The 18,383-nt window shown below is 73.6% G+C and carries 14 protein-coding genes; 8 read left to right on the plus strand and 6 right to left on the minus strand.

Features of this window, described 5'->3' with window-relative positions; all coding sequences use genetic code 11:
- Positions 1 to 113 precede the first annotated feature (113 nt).
- Complete coding sequence (locus tag ACSUPT_RS12105) at positions 114 to 848, minus strand: hypothetical protein (RefSeq protein WP_365727672.1); 735 nt, start codon at positions 846 to 848, stop codon at positions 114 to 116.
- 579 nt (positions 849 to 1,427) lie between these two features.
- On the opposite strand from ACSUPT_RS12105, the gene ACSUPT_RS12110 reads away from it, so the two are divergent.
- From ACSUPT_RS12110 to ACSUPT_RS12130, 5 genes are all read left to right on the plus strand, one after another.
- The gene (locus ACSUPT_RS12110) at positions 1,428 to 2,099 is read left to right on the plus strand and encodes an HAD family hydrolase (protein WP_351964433.1); all 672 of its coding nucleotides are present in this window, start codon (positions 1,428 to 1,430) and stop codon (positions 2,097 to 2,099) included.
- Between the two features lie 32 nt (positions 2,100 to 2,131).
- A complete protein-coding gene (locus ACSUPT_RS12115) occupies positions 2,132 to 3,109 on the plus strand; it encodes an isocyanide synthase family protein (RefSeq protein WP_351964434.1) in 978 nt (325 codons plus the stop codon).
- Complete coding sequence (locus ACSUPT_RS12120) at positions 3,106 to 3,918, plus strand: TauD/TfdA dioxygenase family protein (RefSeq protein ID WP_361655485.1); 813 nt, start codon at positions 3,106 to 3,108, stop codon at positions 3,916 to 3,918. Before ACSUPT_RS12115 ends, ACSUPT_RS12120 begins: the two co-directional genes overlap by 4 nt.
- Positions 3,919 to 4,084: 166 nt before the next feature.
- Positions 4,085 to 5,860 (plus strand): tryptophan 7-halogenase, encoded by a 1,776-nt coding sequence (locus tag ACSUPT_RS12125; protein WP_399218891.1) that lies wholly within the window; start codon positions 4,085 to 4,087, stop codon positions 5,858 to 5,860.
- Between the two features lie 280 nt (positions 5,861 to 6,140).
- Positions 6,141 to 7,640, plus strand: a complete 1,500-nt coding sequence (locus ACSUPT_RS12130) for an FAD-binding oxidoreductase (RefSeq protein WP_436944246.1) — start codon at positions 6,141 to 6,143, stop codon at positions 7,638 to 7,640.
- 256 nt (positions 7,641 to 7,896) lie between these two features.
- Here ACSUPT_RS12130 and ACSUPT_RS12135 read toward each other — a convergent pair whose 3' ends face one another.
- Positions 7,897 to 9,399, minus strand: coding sequence for an MFS transporter (locus ACSUPT_RS12135; RefSeq protein WP_436944247.1), 1,503 nt, complete (start codon positions 9,397 to 9,399; stop codon positions 7,897 to 7,899).
- Positions 9,400 to 9,995: 596 nt separating this feature from the next.
- Between ACSUPT_RS12135 and ACSUPT_RS12140 the strand changes: the two genes are divergently transcribed.
- The 3 genes from ACSUPT_RS12140 to ACSUPT_RS12150 are packed head-to-tail and all read left to right on the plus strand — an operon-like array spanning position 9,996 to position 13,104.
- A complete protein-coding gene (locus tag ACSUPT_RS12140) occupies positions 9,996 to 10,259 on the plus strand; it encodes a hypothetical protein (protein WP_436944248.1) in 264 nt (87 codons plus the stop codon).
- Positions 10,256 to 12,607 carry a heavy metal translocating P-type ATPase gene (locus tag ACSUPT_RS12145; RefSeq protein ID WP_436944249.1) on the plus strand — a complete coding sequence of 784 codons (2,352 nt, stop codon included), beginning with the start codon at positions 10,256 to 10,258 and terminating at the stop codon, positions 12,605 to 12,607. Before ACSUPT_RS12140 ends, ACSUPT_RS12145 begins: the two co-directional genes overlap by 4 nt.
- Entirely contained in the window at positions 12,604 to 13,104 is a 501-nt protein-coding gene (locus tag ACSUPT_RS12150) for a copper chaperone PCu(A)C (protein WP_436944250.1), read from the plus strand. The genes ACSUPT_RS12145 and ACSUPT_RS12150 overlap by 4 nt, the downstream gene beginning before the upstream one ends.
- A 383-nt stretch (positions 13,105 to 13,487) precedes the next feature.
- Here ACSUPT_RS12150 and ACSUPT_RS12155 read toward each other — a convergent pair whose 3' ends face one another.
- The 4 genes from ACSUPT_RS12155 to ACSUPT_RS12170 form a co-directional block, all read right to left on the minus strand.
- A complete protein-coding gene (locus tag ACSUPT_RS12155; RefSeq protein ID WP_436944251.1) occupies positions 13,488 to 14,318 on the minus strand; it encodes an alpha/beta fold hydrolase in 831 nt (276 codons plus the stop codon).
- Positions 14,319 to 14,376: 58 nt separating this feature from the next.
- Positions 14,377 to 15,747 carry a cation:proton antiporter gene (locus ACSUPT_RS12160; RefSeq protein WP_365724694.1) on the minus strand — a complete coding sequence of 457 codons (1,371 nt, stop codon included), beginning with the start codon at positions 15,745 to 15,747 and terminating at the stop codon, positions 14,377 to 14,379.
- 152 nt (positions 15,748 to 15,899) lie between these two features.
- Complete coding sequence (locus ACSUPT_RS12165) at positions 15,900 to 16,913, minus strand: isocyanide synthase family protein (protein ID WP_351964444.1); 1,014 nt, start codon at positions 16,911 to 16,913, stop codon at positions 15,900 to 15,902.
- A 108-nt stretch (positions 16,914 to 17,021) separates the two neighbouring features.
- A complete protein-coding gene (locus tag ACSUPT_RS12170) occupies positions 17,022 to 18,341 on the minus strand; it encodes a cytochrome P450 family protein (protein WP_436944252.1) in 1,320 nt (439 codons plus the stop codon).
- Between the last annotated feature and the right edge of the window lie 42 nt (positions 18,342 to 18,383).

Below are 18,383 nucleotides of genomic sequence, written 5' to 3' on the forward strand. Positions count from 1 at the left end.
TGCCCCGCCGCGGGCAGCTGGTCCGCCCAGCGGGCGGAACGACTGCCCGCAACGGGGGCGGCGCGCCTGGCCGTCACGGGTCCGGGGTGCTTCGGGGGCCTGCGGGGTGGGGGTCAGGGGGTGGCTGGTGCGGGGGCCGTCCGGGTGCGCATGGTCGCCAGGACGTCGTCGCGGTCGTAGTACACCTGGCGTCCCGCCTTGCGCCGCCGCCACCCGTGGGTGTTGGCCAGCCAGTACACCGTCCCCGACGCGATGCGCCAGCCGACGGAGATGTCACGGGCGGTCAGGCCCGCCGTGGCCCGGCCGGCGCGGGGCGGGGTCTCGTGGAGGGTGTGCCACAGCTCCGGCGACCAGGTGTGGCCGCGCTCCACCGTGCAGGTGATCGCCGCCCGTCCGGACGGCGCCGCGCCGGAGGCGGGCGTACCGGAGGTGCCCGAGCCGAGGTGGGCCACCAGGGTGCCGGGGCAGCCGGGGCGTACGCACGGGCCGACCGGCATGCTGCGGTCGGTGTGCCCGGACAGCACGCCCCACGCGGACTTGACGAGTTCGTCGGTCTCGGCGACCAGGTCCTCCGCCGCCTCGTGCCCGGCCAGCCAGCCGGAGTGGTGGCTGAGGAACGCCAGCAGCGCGACCGCGTTGCGGGTGGGCGCCGCGACGCCCCGGCCCTCGCGGACCACGGCCGCCCAGCTCGCCAGTACGCCCCGGATGCGGTCCCTGACCTCGACGGCCCGGCTGTTCAGCGGGATGCCGGGCGTGCCGCGCTCACGGACCCGCTCCACCACCGCCCGCGAGGTCCGCGCCGCGCTCAGGGAGTGGGTCAGTTCGTTGTACAGCTCTGCGAGCGTCACCAGGTTCCTGGTGATCCGCCGACGGGTCACCTGCGCACTCGTGCTATAGGCAGGAATTGAGGCACATGGCATAGGGCATCCTCTGCAGGCGTATGACGACAGCAGCAATGAGCCTGAAGGTCGGGGCTACCAGGTCGATACCAATCCGTTCCCGCTCGGGGACCGCCGGGGACGACCCTTGACAAAAGCCCAAGACCACCAAGAAGATGGGCCTCAGGTTGGCGTTTCATGCCCAGTTCGGGCAGCACCTCACGGGAGATCTCCAAGCTTTTCGCGTAAACAACGCGTAAAACGATGATGAACCTCTCCCGTTGATATTTCTTCAGCACATCTGCCCAGGTCAAGCGGGCTGCCAGCCATGCACTCGGGGCGCTTCGGCGCCCCTTTCGCCGTCCCCGGCAAGCACTTCCGCCACGCCCGGCGCGCCCCTTTGACAAGGGCGCCGCCCAGGTGTTGCTTCGGCATGGCCGAAAACCGCCGGGGCGGTGGGGGGGAATTCCGCCGGCTCCGCACTCGTACCGATGAATTGAGGCCGTCATCACTACGCGCACGGAAACCACGGAAACCGGCTTCCGGACCGTGGACACAGTCCTTTTCGATCTCGATGGAACCCTGGTCGACACCCTGGACGACATCGTCCGCGCGGTGAACTCGGCGCTGCGCGACCACGGCCTTCCGGTCCTGTCCCGCGCCGAGGTCAGGGACCGGGTGGGCGAGGGCGGTACGGCGCTGATCGAGGCGTCCGTACGGAAGTCCGGGCGCGCCGTCGGCCCCGCCGTCGCGGCCCGCGCCCAGGAGGCGTACCTGAGCGGGTACGCCGCGTCGCCGGCCGAGGACTCCCGGCCGTACCCCGGCGCCGTCGAACTGCTGGAGCGGCTGCGGGCGGCCGGCGTCCGCACCGCCCTGTGCACCAACAAGGCGGGCGGCGTGACCGGCGAGCTGCTGAAGGCGCTGCGCCTCGACGGCTGGTTCGACGCGGTCGTCACGGGGGACGGCCCCGCCGGGCGCAAGCCCTCGCCCGAACCGCTGCACCACGCGCTGAGGCTCGCCGGCGGCACCGCCGGTCTGATGGTCGGCGACAGCCGGCACGATCTCGCCGCCGCCCGCGCCGCCGGTATGCCCGCGGCCTGGGTGAGCTTCGGGTACGGCCGGCCCGGGCCCGCCCAGGCGCCGGACGTCGAGGTGGCCCGCCTCGACGCGCTGGAGTCCGCCGCGCGCGCCGCGCGCATCAGCTTCCACGCGATCCGATGACCGCATCCCACTTATCCCTCGAGGAGGGAACGATGTCCGGTTCACCCGCGGACGACATTCTCCGCCTGGTCTTCTCGTTCCGGCGCCTCGCCCACGGACCCGCGGACGGCGACTGCGCCGCCGGGACGTGCGAGGAGTGCTTCGCGCTGCACCGGCCGAAGGTGGAGCGCTTCATCGAGCAGGGCGTTCCCGTCCACTTCGTCATCCCGGCCTTCCCGGCCAAGTCGCCCAACCCGCAGAAGGTGCTGGGCACGCTGCCCGACATGGCGGAGCGGGTGTCGCTGGAGTTCCTCCAGGAGCTGTGCGACTACACCCGCCACTACTACGAGCCCGGCGCGCGGATCACCATCTGCTCCGACGGCCATGTCTTCAGCGACCTCGTCGGCGTGCCCGACGAGACCGTCCACGCGTACGGCGTCGAACTGGAGTCGTTACTGGCGGCGATCGGCGCGGACGCGATCAACACCTACGGCCTGGAGGACGCGTTCCCCGGCTTCCCCTTCGACGAGCAGCGGGCGATGCTCACCAGCCAGTACGCCGTCCCCGTCGAGGAGGTGCGGGCGCGGGCCCTCGCGGAGCCGGCCGCGCGGAACATCTTCGGCGGCATCCACCGGTTCCTGTTCGAGGACCGGATGGCCCTGAGCACCGGCCGCAGCCGCAACAGCGTCCGGGAGGAGACCAAGTCCCTGGCGTACCAGGTGATCCAGCGCAGTGACGCGTGGAGCCAGCTGGTCGAGGACTTCTTCCCCGAGGCGCTGCGGCTCTCCATCCACCCGCAGGTCAGCCATTCCCCGAAGATCGGCATCCACATGATGCGGACGAAGGACAACTGGCTGACCCCCTGGCACGGTGTGGCGCTGGACGACGGCGACGGCATCCGCCTGGTCAAGCGCCACGAGGCCGAGCAGCTCGGCGCGACGCTCGTCATGCGCGGCGGCCGCGTCAGCCACTACATCGCCCCGAACGTCACGGCATCCGCCAAGCCCCTGATCGAGGAGGTCGCGTCATGACCCTGTCCCCGTCCCCCGACTACACCCTGACCGCCGTCAAGCCGTTCGGCGCCGTCGTCGAGGCGCGGCAGGAGGGCGCCGACCTCGGCGACCTCGACATCGACGCCGTGCGCGCGCTGGTCGGCGAGCACCGGATCGTCGTGCTGCGCGGGTTCCGCCCCTGGGAGCACAAGGAGCAGCTGGTCGAGTACGCCCGGCGCTGGGGCGACCTGCTGTCCTGGAACTTCGGCGAGGTCCTCGACCTGGAGGTGCACGCCGACCCCAAGGACTACGTGTTCACGCCGGGCCCGGTGCCGTACCACTGGGACGGGGCGTTCGCCGAGCGGACGCCCACGCACCAGGTGTTCCAGTGCGTGAAGGCGCCCGCGCGCGGCACCGGCGGACGTACGACGTTCTGCGACACGACGATGGTGCTGGACGCGCTGCCCGCCGCCAAGCGCGCCGAGTGGGAGGCGCTGAGCGTCACGTACCGCAAGGAGAAGACGGCGCACTACGGCGGGCACATCACCGCCCCGCTGGTGCAGCCGCACCCGCACACCGGGGCGCCGGTCATCCGGTACGCCGAGCCGCTGGCGCCCGAGGAGTTCCTGAGCCCGCTGTTCCTGGAGGTGGAGGGGCTGCCGGAGGGCACCGGCCAGGAGGAGTTCTTCGCCGAGATCCGGGAGCGCCTGTACGCGGCGGACGTGATGTACGAGCACGCGTGGGAGGACGGCGACTACGTCATCACCGACAACCACGCGCTGCTGCACGGCCGTACCGCGTTCACGCAGGGCTCGCCGCGCCATCTGCGGCGCGTGCACGTCCTGTGAGGCCCGGGTCCGCCGGACCCGCGAGCACCATCCCCACGACCGGCTCCACCGGTACGGCCGGCCCGGCCGGCACGACCGGTGCGGCCCGCACCACCCGTACGACCCGCACCATCAGCACCACTCGCACCATCCGAATCAGAACCGGACTTCCGAGAGGCGAGACTTGATGCGACCGTACTACGACGTGGTGATCATGGGTGGCGGCCCGGGAGGGTCGTCGCTCGCCGCGCTGCTGATGAAGCAGGGCGGCCTCAGCGTCGCCGTCTTCGAGAAGGAGGACTTCCCCCGCGAGCACATAGGGGAGTCCTTCGCCCATCCGCTGATACCCGTCCTGGAGGAGACGGGCGCGCTGGACAAGGTCCTGGCGAGCGACTGCTGGGTGAAGAAGTTCGGCGGCATCTTCCAATGGCGCGGGCAGGACCCGCACGTGGCGTACTTCGACCACTCCAACACGGTGCGCGACGGCGCGTACCGCTGGGCGATCCACGTCAACCGGTCCGAGTTCGACAAGATCCTGCTGGACCACGCCGCCGAGCTGGGCGCCGAGGTCTTCGAGGGCACGGCCGTGTCGGACTGCACGCTGCTGCCGGACGGCCAGGGGCAGGAGGTCACCCTCAAGGACGGCAGGACCGTCCGCGCCGGGTTCTTCGTCGACGCCTCGGGCCGCCGCAACAGCATCGTCACCAAGAAGCGCCGCGACTGGCTGTCCGGGTACCGCAACATCGCCATCTGGCAGCACTACCTCGGCGGCCGTACGACGCAGTCGCTCGAAGGCGACTGGAACATCTTCCGCGAGCACGACATGTCGCCGATCGGCTGCTTCGCCTTCCGCGACGGCTGGTGCTGGTACATCCCCGTACCGAAGATCATCGACGGAAAGCGGGTGACGACCCACTCGATCGGCATCGTCACCGATCCGGCCATCCTCAAGCAGCCCGGCTCCGACTTCACCGACCCGGAGGTGTTCCTCCGCACGGTCAAGCAGGTGCCGAAGCTGAAGGAGCTGATCCAGGACGTCACCCCGGTCGGCGACAAGATGCTGACCGCGACCAACTACTCGATGATCAACGACAAGTTCGCGGACTACGACGGGCGCTGGATCCTGCTCGGCGACGCGTCGTACTTCGTCGACCCGCTGTTCTCCTCCGGTGTCGCCTTCGCCACCAACCAGGCCCGGGCCGCCGCCGCGCTGATCCGCGAGACGCGCCGTGAGGGCCTCGGCGAGGACGAGGTGCGGGGCATGTGGCGGGACTACGACACCGAGTGGCACGGCATGGCCGCGTCGTTCGCGCTCTCCATCGACCAGTGGTACTACGCCATCGGCAAGGACAACCCGGACAGCGTCTACTGGAACAGCCGCGGCACCGAGGGGCCGGCCGGTCCCGACCACGAGTCGACGTTCCACGCGCTGCTCAACACGGCGTTCACGCCGGACCTGCTCCAGGTGCTGACCCGCGGCGAGGGCCTGGCGGGGCTGGACGTGGACGGCCCGTTCATGGCCGCGTACGCCGAGGCCAACGACCTGGCGCTGGACGCCGACACGAAGGTCGCCCTCAAGCAGAACGTCGCCGTCCTGAAGGGCCCCGCCCTCGACATCCCCGGCTTCAAGGCGGCCATCCCGCCGGACCCGGACCTCATGCCGGAGGAGGAGCAGAAGGCCATCGCCGCGTACTGGGCGGACCCGGTGGCCAACGGCGGCCTGGTGGAGTCGCCGCTCGACCGGACGCTCGCCGCGCACCGGTTCCACTTCACCGACGACCCCGAGGGCGCCCAGGTCCGCGGGCTGGACGAGCGGGAGGGCGCCGCCGACCTGTGGGAGCGGCTGCGCGGCGGCCCGGTGCTCTGGCGCGAGCTGGTCCAGGACCTCCACGACGGCCAGCAGCGGCTGCTGAAGCGGCTGCTGCACGCCGGGATGCTCGACCTGGGCACCCACGCGGCCTGACGGGCCCGCACCCCGGGGCCTCGCGCTTCGGGGCGCCTCACCCGGGGCGCCTGGGGGCCTCGCGCTCCGGGACGCCGCTCCCGGGGCGCCCGGGGGGCCTCGCGCTTCGGGGCGCCTCACCCGGGGGCTTCGCGCTCCGGGTGTCGCGCGCACCACCTGTACCACCGGCACCACCCGTACACCGGCAAGGCCGTGCCGCCGCCGCCCGCGCCGCCCACCCGGGCGGTGCGGGCGGCGGCGCGCGGCGCCATCCACGTACCAGCAGATTGGTGAGGGTCGCATGGGCCAGAACAGCAGCGCAGCCGACGAGTCAGCGGTCACGCGATGGCGGGACGCCATCGGATCCGACGCCGTCGCGTACGACGAGACCGCCCTCGCGGAGGCCGCGCACAACACCTCGGCGTTCCCGTCGCGCCGCGTGGTCGCCGTCCTGCGGCCGCACGACGCCGCCCAGGTGGCCGACATCGTGCGGATCGCGCGCGAGGAGAAGGTGCCGCTCCACCCGTACAGCACGGGCCGCAACTGGGGGCTCGGCTCCCGCCTGCCCGTACGGGACGGCTGCGCGCTGCTCGACCTGTCCGCGATGAACCGCATCCGGGAGGTCGACACGGCCGGCCGGTACGCGATCGTCGAACCGGGCGTCACCCAGCTCCAGCTCGCCGACCACCTGGCCGCCCACCACCCGGACCTGGTCCTCAACGTGACCGGCTCCTCCCCGCACTCCTCCGTGCTGGGCAACCTCCTGGAACGCGGTACGGGCTTCCGCCGCCACCGCGCCGAGGAGGTGCGCGGCCTGGAGGTCGTGCTCGGCACCGGGCAGCGGCTGCGCACCGGACTGTGGGCCGGGGAGAGCACCCGGCAGCTGCACCACTACCCGTACGGCATCGGCCCGCAGCTCGACGGGCTGTTCGTCCAGTCCGGCCTGGGCATCGTGACCGCCGCCGCCGTGGACCTGCTGCCCCGCCAGGAGCAGCTGCGCCTTTTGATGTTCACCCTGTCCGAGACGGCGCTGCCCGGCGTGGTCGACGCCGTGCGGACGCTCTTCCTGCGCGGCACGATCCGGTCGATCACCCACATCTTCAACGACAAGCGCATCCTCGCCATGACCGCGAGCGACCGCGTGCCGACGTGGACGGGCGCCGTCGCCGTCGACGGCACCGCCGAGCAGGTCGCCCTGGCCGTCGCCGACGCCGAACGCACCCTCGCCGCGGCCGGCGCCGCCGTGCGGGTCGTCACCGGCGAGGACGCCGCCCAGCCCGGGGCCGACCCGATGGTCACCGCCATGTGGGACGTCCACTCCGGGCGCCCCACCACGGCGTTCCTGCACGGCCTGTACCAGTCGGTGCCCGGCAAGGAGGTCCCCGCCGACCCGGACGTGCTCGACGGAACGTCCGTCGGCTACCTGGCCTGCATGCCGGTCGCCGCCGTCGACGGCCGCACCGTCGCCGACCTCGTGGCCGTCATCGAGAAGACCTGCGCGGACCACGGCCTCGTCCCCGCCATCGCGGTCAACCCCACCGGCCCCGACTACCTGGAGTCGGTCGTCAACCTCTACTTCGACCGCGACGACCCCGAGCAGGAGCAGTCCGCCCGCGCCTGCAACACGGAACTGCACCGGCGGCTGTACGAGGACGGCTTCCGCTTCTACCGGGTCGGCGTCGAGACCATGGAGACGCTGACGGAGTGGGACACGGCGCCGTGGGAGGCGATATCCCTCCTGAAGGGCGCCCTCGACCCGGACGGGATCCTCTCACCGGGGCGCTACGCACCCCTTTCCTGAGGCTCGTCCCCGCCTCCGGGGCGCATTGAGCGGGTGCCGAGAGGACGTCCGCGCTCAGCCGCCCCCAGACTCCGTCCGGGGGCGCCCCCTTCGTTCCTCAGGGCCTGCGCGCTCCCCCGAGCTCTCGGCTTGGCCCGAGCGGGGGGACCCCCACGCCCTCTCGACACCCGCGCGCCCCTTCGGCTCCGCTCGCGGTTCTGGGGGGGCACCCCTCATCACCCGGCCCGACGGCCGGGCACGGTGGTCCTTCAGGGGGTCAGCGTGCCGCTGGCTCCGTCTCCGGTTTCCGGGCTGCCGGGCCCGGGGGGCGGGTGTCCGCGGGCGGGCCGGGGCGGCGGGTACGCCGGGCCGCCAGGAGCAGGACGCACAGCCAGGCCGCGCCCGCCGCGATGTACAGGCCGTACCGGGCGCCGTCCGTGCCCTGCGCGCGGCCCGCGAGGCCCCACGCCGCGCCCGCCAGCGCGGGGCCCATCGCGAAGCCGAGGCTCCGGGACAACTGCACCAGCGACCCGGCGACCCCCACCGCGCGGGGCGGGGCGGCCGTCATCACCAGGGTCTGCGTCGGCCCGCCGTACAGGCCCATCCCCGCACCCGCCAGCGCCAGCCGCCAGGCGATGTCCGCCTGCGTCCAGTGGTCGCCGCTCAACGCCAGCAGCGTCAGGCCCAGCGCGGTGACGCACGCCCCGGCCAGCGCCGTGGGGCGGGCCCCCACCCGGTCGGCGAGCCGCCCGCCCAGCGGCCCCATCAGGCCCATGGCCAGGGGGAACGCCAGTACGGTCAGGCCGGTCGCCGTCGCGGACAGGCCGCTGTCGCTCTGCAGCCGCAACGCCACCACGTAGTGCATCGCGGCGAACCCGGCGGCGAGCGCGAACACCGCCCCGTACACCCCGCCCACGCCCGACGCGCGGACCACGTCCAGGACGGGCCGCGCGGCGGGGCGGCGCGACCACCAGACGAGCGGCGGCACCGCGGCGAGACCGAGCAGCAGCCACGCCGGAACCTCCGGCGCGAGGGTCAGCCCCAGCAGCAGCGCGGCGACGGCACCGCCGACCAGCGCCGCGTCGGCGAGCGGCTGCCGGCCGGGCGCCGTGAGCCCGCCGCGCCGGGGCAGTACGCGCGCCACGACGACCAGCGCGATCAGGCACACCGGCAGCTTGACCAGCAGGACCGCGCGCCATCCGAACGCGTCCAGCAGGACCCCGCCGACGGCCGGACCGGTCACCGCGCCCAGCGGGCCGAGCGTCGCGGGCACGCTCATCGCGCGGCCCCGCATCGACGGCGGCACGGCCCGCATCACCAGGACCGGCATCAGCACGAACAGCAGCGCGCCGAAGACGCCCTGGGCGACCCGCGCGACGGCCAGCCACGCCATCCACGGGGCGAGCGCCGCGAGCAGCCCGCACAGCGAGAAACCGGACACCGCCAGCAGCAGCGCCGGCCTCAGTCCCACGCCGCGGCCCCCGTCCCCGGCCGGCCCGCCCCTGCCGCCGTCCAGCCAGCGGCCCGCCGGCAGCAGCAGCGACACCACGGCCAGCTGATAGCCGAGCACCGCCCACTGCGCCATGGACGGGGAGACGTCCAGGTCGGTGGATATGGTCGCCAGTGCGATATTCACGACGTTCATATCCAGCATCGCCGTGAACGCCAGCGCGCCGGCGATGGCGACGAGGACCCACGGACTGCGCCCGCCCGTCAACGCGTTCTCCGGCCTGTCCGGCTTCTCCCGGCCCACTGCGGAATCCGGTTGGTCGTGCCGCATTGCTCGGTCCTTTCTCTCCGCCGTCGCCGGCGGCTTCTTTCCGTGGTCACAGCTGGTGCGTGACGGTTTCCCCGGCCCGGTCGGCGAGGCGCCCGCGCGGGTCCCCGGGCAGGGGCTCCCGCGGCGGGGGGCCGCCGGGCAGGCGTGTGCCCGGCACACTCGTGCCGGGCAGGCATGTGCCGAACAGCCATGTGCCGGGCAGCATTGCCGTACGGGCACATCGGCGTACCGGTGTCCCCGCATACCGGGCCGCTTACCGGACGGGTCTTATCCGGCAGGTCTTATCGGACACGGCGGCCGGAAACAGCCGCCGCAGGGCCGGGGTTGGCCGGAAAAACGGCGGAGACTTTCTCCAGGTAGTCGGCCCGCGGCACGCACGGGTTCCCGGAGCGGAACGGGAGAATACTCACGTACGGCTTCCGCGCCGTGCCGGGTGGATTCCCCGGATTTCCATGCCAGCATGAGGGAACGGGCCCGGGGAAATCGCCGATTCCCCCGAGTCGCCCTTCCCTTGTCGGCCCGTCAGCCGTGTATCCGGGCCATCCCCCGTAGCGGGATGCGTGGCTGGCGGGCGCTTGTCTCAGGAGCGGAACCCCATGAAGGATGCCCGGCCCGGACAGGCCGCCCCCGACCGCCCGACCGCCTCCCCGCGCGGGCCACTGCTGGGCCTGGGCGGGTTCCTGGTGCTGCTCGTCGCCCTGTTCGCCGTGTCGTACGTCGTCGGGACCACCGCCGGGCCGGTCGCGCCCGGCCTGCGTCCCGGCGACAGCGCCCCCGCCGACACCTCGGGCGGCGACGAGGGCGGCATGGGCGGCATGGGCGACATGGGAGGCATGGACATGGAGGGAATGGACCGATGACCGCGCCCGGACCCGTGGCCTCCGCCACGATCACCACCGACCTGCTGATCGGCGGCATGACGTGCGGGGCGTGTGTCGCCCGCGTCGAGAAGGGCCTCGCGAAGCTGGAGGGCGTGGTGGCGTCCGTCAACCTCGCCACGCACACCGCCCGCGTCACCCACCCGCCGACGTACACCGTCCCCGACCTGATCGCCGCCGTCGAGCGGTCCGGCTTCACCGCCGAGCCGCCCGCCCCGCCGAAGGCCGAGGAGGACGAGCCCGAGGCCGCCCGGCAGGAGCGCCGCGAACAGGAGGCCGCGGCCGACCTGGCCGCCCAGCGGCAGCGCATGTGGATCACCGTCGCGCTCTCCGTGCCCGTCCTCGCCCTGTCGATGATCCCCGCCCTCCAGTTCAGCAACTGGCAGTGGCTGTGCTTCGCGATGACCGCTCCGGTCGTCTTCTGGAGCACCTGGCCGTGCCACGTGAAGGCGGCGCGGGGTCTGCGGCACGCCGCGTCCACCATGGACACGCTGGTGTCGCTGGGCACGATCGCGGCGTTCGCCTGGTCGACGTACGCGCTGTTCCTCGGCGGCGCGGGCATGCCCGACATGACGATGCCGTTCAGTCTGCTGCCCTCCCCGTCGGCGGACGTGGCGCACGTCTACCTGGAAGCGGCCGTCGCCGTGCCGATGTTCGTGCTGACCGGGCGCTATCTGGAGGCCCGCGCCAAGCGCGGCACAGGCGCCGCGCTGCGGTCCCTCGCCGAACTGGCCGCGAAGGACGTCGCCGTACGCTGCGAGAAGTCCGGCCGCGAGCGGCGCATCCCGATCGAGCAGCTGACCGTCGGGCAGGTCTTCGTCGTACGCCCCGGCGAGAAGGTCGCCACCGACGGCGTCGTCGTCGAGGGCAGCTCGGCGCTCGACCTGTCGCTGGTGACCGGCGAGAGCGACCCCGTGGAGGTGGGCCCCGGCTCCCCCGCGGTCGGCGCCGCCGTCAACGCCGGCGGGCTGCTCCTCGTACGGGCCACCGCCGTCGGCGAGGACACGCAGCTGGCGCGCATCACCAAGCTCGTCACCAACGCGCTCGCCGGGAAGGCGAAGGCGCAGCGCGTCGCCGACCAGGTCGCCGGCGTGTTCGTCCCGGTCGTGCTGGCGCTCGCGGTGACCGTGCTCGGCTTCTGGCTGGGCGCCGGGGCCGACGCGCAGATCGCCGTGACCGTCGCCGTGTCCGTGCTGGTCGTCGCCTGCCCGTGCGCGCTGGGCCTCGCCACGCCGACGGCGCTGCTCGCCGCCACCGGGCGCGGCGCGCAGCTGGGCATCCTCGTCAACGGGCCGCGCGCCCTGGAGACCCTGCGCAACGTCGACACGGTCGTCCTCGACAAGACCGGCACGCTCACGACCGGCAAGCTGAAGGTGACCGGCGTGACCCCGCTGGGCGGGGCGCACCGCGACGACGAACGGCGCGAGGTACTGCGGCTCGCGGCCGCCGTGGAGCGGGGCTCCGACCATCCGCTGGGCCGGGCCGTCGTGGCGTACGCGCACCGCACGCTCGGCGAGGACGCGCTGCCGCCCGTGGCGGACTTCGCGTCCACGACCGGCGTCGGCGTGGCCGGCCTGGTCGAGGGGCGCCGCGTCGAGGTGTGCGCGCCGGGCGACGAGGCCCTGCCCGAGTCGCTGGCCGGGGCGCTCACCGCCGCCGAGGAGGCCGCGCACACGCCGGTCCTGGTGAAGGTGGACGGCGCCGCCCGGGCGGTGATCGCGCTGGGCGACACGCTGCGGCCCGGCGCCTACCGGGCGGTGGAGCGGATGCGGCGCCTGGGCCTGCGGCCCGTGCTGGCGACCGGGGACCGGGACGCCACGGCGCGGGCGGTCGCCGCCGAGCTGGGCATCCCGGAGGCGGACGTCCACGCGCGGTGCACCCCCGAGGGCAAGGCGGCGCTCGTCGCCGGGCTGAGGGCGGACGGCCGCCGCGTCGCCGTCATCGGCGACGGCGTCAACGACACGGTCGCCCTGGCCGGGGCGGACCTGGGAGTCGCGATGGGCAGCGGTACGGACGCGGCGATCGGCGCCGCCGACGTGACGCTGGTCCGGGAGGACATCGAGACCGTCGCGGACGCCGTCCTGCTGGCCCGCCGCACGCTCGGCACGATCCGGATGAACCTGGTGTGGGCGTTCGGGTACAACGTGGTGACCATTCCGCTGGCGGCGACCGGCTGGCTCAACCCGATGGTCGCGTCGGCCGCCATGTCGGTCAGCTCCGTCATCGTCGTCACCAACAGCCTGCGCCTGCGCGGCTGGCAGCCGAGGCGGTCCGCCCGTCCCGCGCGGCCCTCGCGGCCGGCGCGGCGCGTCTCGGAGGCGGCGGCGTGAGGGCACTGCGGGACCGGGTCGAGCCGTTCCTTCCGGCGCTGTCCGCGGTCCTGGCGAGCGCCCTCGCCCTCGGCGGGCTCACCGCCTGGACGGCGGCGGGCGCGGCGGGCAGCCCGGCGCGGCTCTCCGTCACCCACGCGCGGCTCCTCCAGCCGTTCCCGGGGCGGGAGTCGACGGCGGTGGTGTTCACGGTGCGCAACTCCGGCAACGCCGACGACCGGCTGCTGTCGGTGACGTCACCGGCGGTGGACTCCGCGATGCTGTCGCAGGACGCGGACGCGGGGCGGTCGGCTGCGCGGATGCAGATGATCTCCTCGGTGCCGGTGCCGGCGCGGGGGGAGCTGGAGATGACGCCGTACGGGACGGATGTGATGGTGGAGCTGCGGGCGCCGGTGCGGTTGGGGCAGCGGGTGCCGTTCACGCTGCACTTCCGGGAGAGTGCGCCGCTGGAGGTCGAAGCGCTGGTGGTACGCCACTCGGAATGGTCCTACCGCTAGCCCCTCTTGCGGGCCCCGCCCGAGCCCCCTCCCCGACACACGCCCCCAACCCGCGGGCCCGCCCCGCCGTTCCCCGCGACACATGCACCCAACGTCCGGGCCCGCCGCCGTTGTGGGCAGACGTTCCGCAGGGCGGAACGGGTGGGCACAACGGGGTGCCCCGCCCGGGAGGGTGCCCACTGGTGCGGCAGGCGCTGGAAGGGGCACCCGCCAGGGTTCCGCTGTGCCCACCCGTTCCGCCCCAGGCGGAACGCATGCCCACAGCGGTGTGGACACGGCCCCGCAGAGCGAAACTGCCCCACGCGGGGCGGAGCCACAGCAGAGGGCGCGGCCCGCAGGGCGAGGTGGCTCGCGGGGCGCAGCCGCAGCAGAGGGTGCGGGGGTCAGGGGGGCAGGGTTTCCTCGAAGAAGGTCAGGGCCTGGCGGTGGTACGCGCCCGCCGCCCACCCGAGGCTCATGTAGTGCCCCGCCGCCGGCTGCCGCGCCACCTGCACCCGCGGCGCCGCCGTGAAGTGGGCGGTCAGTTCCGCCAGGGCCTCCGCGTCGTGCCGCCAGCGCCCGTCGTGTTCGGCGAACGTGAGCCGTACCGGCACCGCCGTGCGGGCCGCGACGCCCGGGAAGTCGCGTGGCCAGCGCACCGCCTGCGCGGCCTCCACCGCGGGCGGCTCGCACATCAGGTCCACCCCGGCCGCGAACGTCCCCGGCGGGTACAGGCTCGGCGGCCCCCACAGCGACGGCGCCTCCCTCTGCGCGCACACGTACCGGTGCCCGCACCCGGACAGGTCCAGGCCCGCCAGCCGGTCGTGGAAGCCCCGCGCGGCCGCCGCGAGCGCGACCTGCGCCCCGAAGGCGTGGCCGAGCAGCAGCACGCCGGGCCCGGTCTCGTACCGGGCGGCGAAGTCGGCGAACGCCGCCCGTACGAGATCGGCCTGCTCCGCGCGGTCGGCGCCGTCCGGCAGGTAGGGCGCGGACGCGCCGTAGCCGGGCCGGTCGACGGCCAGGATGGTGAAGCCCAGGCGTGCCCCCAGGTCGAGCAGGGACACGCCCGGGTGGGCCCGGCCGTCGAAGTAGCCCGCGGTCATCCCCCCGCCGTGCAGCGCGAGCACCGTTCCCCGAGGCTCCCCGGCCGGCTCGGCGAGCAGGCCGGAGAGCGGCAGGCCGCCGGCGTCGAGCGCGATGCGCGTCGCCGTGCGGGACGGGGGTGTGGCGGGCATGTGTCCTCCGTTCCGGGTGTTCGGGGGCCGGCCGGGCCGGGGTGTGCGGGCGGGTCGGTCAGGGGTCGGCGGTGGTGCTGGGGGCCGGGGTCGTCCGCGTCGGCGCCTGCGCCTGCGCCTGTGTCTGCGTCAGGAAGCGGTTGCCGCGCAGCTCCTCCTCGGCCGTCTGCTCCACCCGGTTCATGGCGTAGCGCAGCACCGGCGGCGCCATCAGGGAGGTGAGGACGGCGACGAGGACGACGATCGAGTACATCTCCACGGTGAGCAGGCCCAGCCGTACGCCGATCAGGGCGATGATCACCTCGATGACGCCGCGCGCGTTGATCCCCGCGCCCAGGGCGAGGGACTCCCACCGGTTCATGCGGGTGGTGAGCCCGCCCAGGAACGCGCCGAGGAACTTGCCGACGACGGCGACCGCGAAGACGGCCAGGCCCCACAGGGCGATCTCCGGGTCGACGAGCGAGGTGAGGTCCATGCGCAGTCCCGCGGTCGCGAAGAACAGCGGCGCGAGGACGGCCATGATGGTGGTGTTGAGCGGGGCGAGCGTCGCCGTGTCGAACTCCTTTGTGCCGCCGATGAGGATGCCGCAGAAGAACGCGCCGAGCGCCGCCTCCAGGCCGAGGGCGTGGGTGCCGGCGGCGGACAGCATCATCAGGACGACGGCGGTGACGACGGGCAGCCCCGGCACGTCGGCGCGGGCCGAGGCGCGCATCGCGGCGCCGATCAGCCAGCGGCCCACCGTCACCGTGAGGAGCATCAGCACGCCGACCTCGCCGAGCGTGGTGAGGACCTCCCCGGCGTAGAGGCCGGTGGTGGCCATGGCCGCGATCAGCGACAGCAGCACCCAGCCGACCGCGTCGTCGATGGTGACGGCGACCAGGATCATCTGGCCGACGTCCCGGTGGATCAGCTTCATGTCGATGAGCGTGCGGGCGATGACGGGGATCGCGCTGACGCACATGACGACGCCGACGAACAGGGCGAAGACCGTGGGGTCCGCGTCCGGGGCGCGCAGCTGCTCGGGCAGGACGAAGCCGAGCCAGGCGCCGAGGACGAGCGGGACGAGCAGGCCCGCCGCGCCGACGCCCGCGGCGCGCGCGCCCTGCCTGCGGACGAGTTTCAGGTCGAGGTGGATGCCGCTGAAGCCGACGAGCAGGATCACGCCGAACTGCCCGACGGCGTCCAGCAGATGCATGTGCTCGGTGCTCTGCGGGAACAGCCAGTTCCCGACGCCGGGCGCGACGTGGAAGAGCAGGGACGGGCCCAGGAGCACGCCGGCCGTGAGCTCCCCGACGACCGCGGGCATGCCCAGCCGTTCGGCCAGGCGGCCGAGGAGCAGCGCGCACAGCAGCAGGACGCCCACTTGGAGGAGCAGCAGCATCAGGGCGTGACTGGGGAGGGGCTGGACCACCGAGGCGGCCACGGACATGGGCGGTACTCCTTCTTCCGTACGACGTCTCGGACGCGCGGTCCGGCCGGGTGACGGGGCTCGTCACGCCGGCCGGACCGCGGTGGTGCCGTGGTGCGGTGGTGCGGAGGTGCCGTGGTGCGGTGGGGTCCCCGGAGGGGACCGGTCGTGCGTCAGGCCGCCTGGGCGGAGCGGGCGCCGGGCCGCGGGTCGGCGCCGGTGCCGCTGCCGTCGCCGACCGCCTCGAAGTGGCTGGGGCGGCCGTCCTGGTGGACTTCGCGGCCCAGCTTCTCGGCATCGCGACGATGCATCAACTCCCACGTGCCGTCGGCCTTGTGGAGCAGGACGGCGTGCCACGGCGTGGTCCAGGCGTCGGCGGCGCCCAGCAGGCGGATGCCGAACTTCACGGAGCCGCGGTTCTGCGGGTGGATGGAGAGGCGGACGTTGCGCGGATAGCTCTGGGCGATCAGCTCGCTCCACGCGCGGCTGCGGAGGATGACCTCGTACGCGCGGCGGCGGCAGTCGCGCTGCAGCGCGGAGCGGGAGCCCTCCCAGTCGGCGGTGTCCTCGACGAGGAACCGGGTGATGCCGCGGTACATCCGCAGCGACGCCTCGTCCTCCCGGACCTCGGCGCGCAGCTCCTCCAGGGTCGGGCCGAGGGTCTCGGCGGCGAGCTTGCGCTTCTCGTCGTACGTGAGGTCGGGGCCGTAGCAGTCGCGCAGGTCGAAGGTGTCGAGGTGGTCGGCGAGGCCCTCGGCGTGGATCATGTCCAGCAGCGCGTCGTTGTACGCGTCGATGTGCTCGTCGGGGACGCGGATGACGTCGCCGAAGATGTGGCCGTCGGAGCAGATCAGGACGCGCGCGCCGGGGGCGTGGACCTTCTCGATGTCGGCGCACAGCGAGTCGAGGAAGCGCAGCGCGAGCCGCTCGCCCTGGTCGGGCAGGTGCCCGAAGACCTTGTCGGGGTTGGGCGACTTGCAGGGGAAGCCGGGCAGGCTGAAGATGACCTGCTCGCCGCGCGCGACGAAGTCGGCTATCTGCCGGAGCTGTTCGGGGAAGTGGTCGGGGGTGTCGAGGTGGGTGTCGGGCTCCACCGTGCGGCGGTGCGGGATGAGGAGCCGCACGATCTCCTCGCTGATGCGCGCGACCTCGGGCGTCAGGGCGGTGGTGGTGGCGGACTCGGACATGGGTAATCGGCTCGCTTCCGTGTGTCGTGGGGCTGGGAGCAGTGGTCCGGGGGGCGGCCCGGCGGCGGGCGCCGGGCTTGGCCGGTGCGGCATGCGGGGGTCCGCCGCTCAGTGCCGTACGGGGCAGCCGCCGCCGGGAGCGGCCCCGGGCGGGCCGTAGGCGACGGGCAGTTCGTTGACGCCGCGGGCGAGGACGGCGCCCACCCACACCAGGTCCTCGTCCGGGACGGCGAGGCGGATCTGCGGGAGCCGGGTGAGCAGCGCCCGCAGGGCGATCTGCAGTTCGACGCGGGCGAGCGCGGCACCGGGGCAGAAGTGGATGCCGTGGCCGAACGCCATGTGGGGGTTCGGGGTCCGGTCCAGGTCGAGGGTGTCGGCGTCGGGGAACCGCTCGGGGTCGCGGTTGGCGGCGCACAGCGACACGATCACCGAGTCGCCGGCGGGGACGGTGGTGCCGAAGAGGTCGGAGTCCTCGGCGAAGAACCGCCAGGTGGTGAGCTCGAAGGCGCTGTCGTAGCGCAGGAGTTCCTCCACCGCGCGGGCCAGGAGCGCCTGGTCGGCGGCGCTCATCTCGCCGGTGACGGCCTCCTGGAGGCGGCGCAGCTCGGCGGGGTGGCGCAGCAGGGCCACGAGGGCGGTGGTGATCTGGTTGGTGACCGGCTCCTGTCCGGCGACGAGGAGCTGGAAGACGATGGAGTCCTGCTCCTCCTTGGTGATCTCGCCGGCCTCGCAGGCCCGTACGAGCTTGGTGAGCAGGTCGTCCTCGGGGTGGGCGCGCTTGTGCTCGACGACCTCGGCGATGTAGCTCTGCAGGCCGCGCAGGCGGCCCTCGTAGACGGGACGCTGGGGGTCGGTGGGTCCGACGGGCTGGACGACCTTGCCCCAGTCGCGGTCGAAACGGACGGCGATCTCGTCGGGCAGGCCGATGACGTCGGCGAGGACGCGGAAGGGGAAGTGGGCCGCGAAGGCGGCCACGACGTCCACGACGCCGCCGCCGGGCGTGCCGGAGGGGTCGTCGGCGGCCGGGCCGAGCGCGGCGTCGAGGAGTTCGGTGGCGAGCTGCTCGAAGCGGGCCCGCTTCCGCTCGACGTTGCGCGGGGTGAACGCCTCGGTGACCAGCTTGCGCATCACGGTGTGCTTCGGCGGGTCCTGGTGGAGCAGGTGCACCTGCAGCTGGGAGTGCTGCGGCTCCGGCATGATCGCGGCGCGCTCGCGCCAGGCGCTGTTGCCGAGGTCGTGGTTCTTGCCGAGGCGGTCGTCGGTGAGGGCGCTCTGCGCCGCCTCGTACCCGGTGACCAGCCACGCGTTGACGCCGCTGGGGAAGTTGACGCGGTGGACGGGGCCCTCCTCGCGGAGCTTCCGGTACAGCGGGTACGGGTCGGTCTTGTACTCCTTGCCGTAGAGCGGCAGCGGTTCGGGACTCGGCATGGCGTGGGGCTTCCTTCCTGTGGGCGGTTCTGCCCCCGGTAC

It is taken from the genome of Streptomyces sp. SudanB25_2051, assembly GCF_964272635.1.
Classification (GTDB): domain Bacteria; phylum Actinomycetota; class Actinomycetes; order Streptomycetales; family Streptomycetaceae; genus Streptomyces.

Coding starts and splice junctions, on each gene's coding strand:
- ACSUPT_RS12115 (WP_351964434.1), top strand. CDS start 2,132: ATGTCCGGTTCACCCGCGGACGACATTCTCCGCCTGGTCTTCTCGTTC.
- ACSUPT_RS12120 (WP_361655485.1), top strand. CDS start 3,106: ATGACCCTGTCCCCGTCCCCCGACTACACCCTGACCGCCGTCAAGCCG.
- ACSUPT_RS12125 (WP_399218891.1), top strand. CDS start 4,085: ATGCGACCGTACTACGACGTGGTGATCATGGGTGGCGGCCCGGGAGGG.
- ACSUPT_RS12130 (WP_436944246.1), top strand. CDS start 6,141: ATGGGCCAGAACAGCAGCGCAGCCGACGAGTCAGCGGTCACGCGATGG.
- ACSUPT_RS12135 (WP_436944247.1), bottom strand. CDS start 9,399: ATGCGGCACGACCAACCGGATTCCGCAGTGGGCCGGGAGAAGCCGGAC.
- ACSUPT_RS12140 (WP_436944248.1), top strand. CDS start 9,996: ATGAAGGATGCCCGGCCCGGACAGGCCGCCCCCGACCGCCCGACCGCC.
- ACSUPT_RS12145 (WP_436944249.1), top strand. CDS start 10,256: ATGACCGCGCCCGGACCCGTGGCCTCCGCCACGATCACCACCGACCTG.
- ACSUPT_RS12155 (WP_436944251.1), bottom strand. CDS start 14,318: ATGCCCGCCACACCCCCGTCCCGCACGGCGACGCGCATCGCGCTCGAC.
- ACSUPT_RS12160 (WP_365724694.1), bottom strand. CDS start 15,747: ATGTCCGTGGCCGCCTCGGTGGTCCAGCCCCTCCCCAGTCACGCCCTG.
- ACSUPT_RS12165 (WP_351964444.1), bottom strand. CDS start 16,913: ATGTCCGAGTCCGCCACCACCACCGCCCTGACGCCCGAGGTCGCGCGC.
- ACSUPT_RS12170 (WP_436944252.1), bottom strand. CDS start 18,341: ATGCCGAGTCCCGAACCGCTGCCGCTCTACGGCAAGGAGTACAAGACC.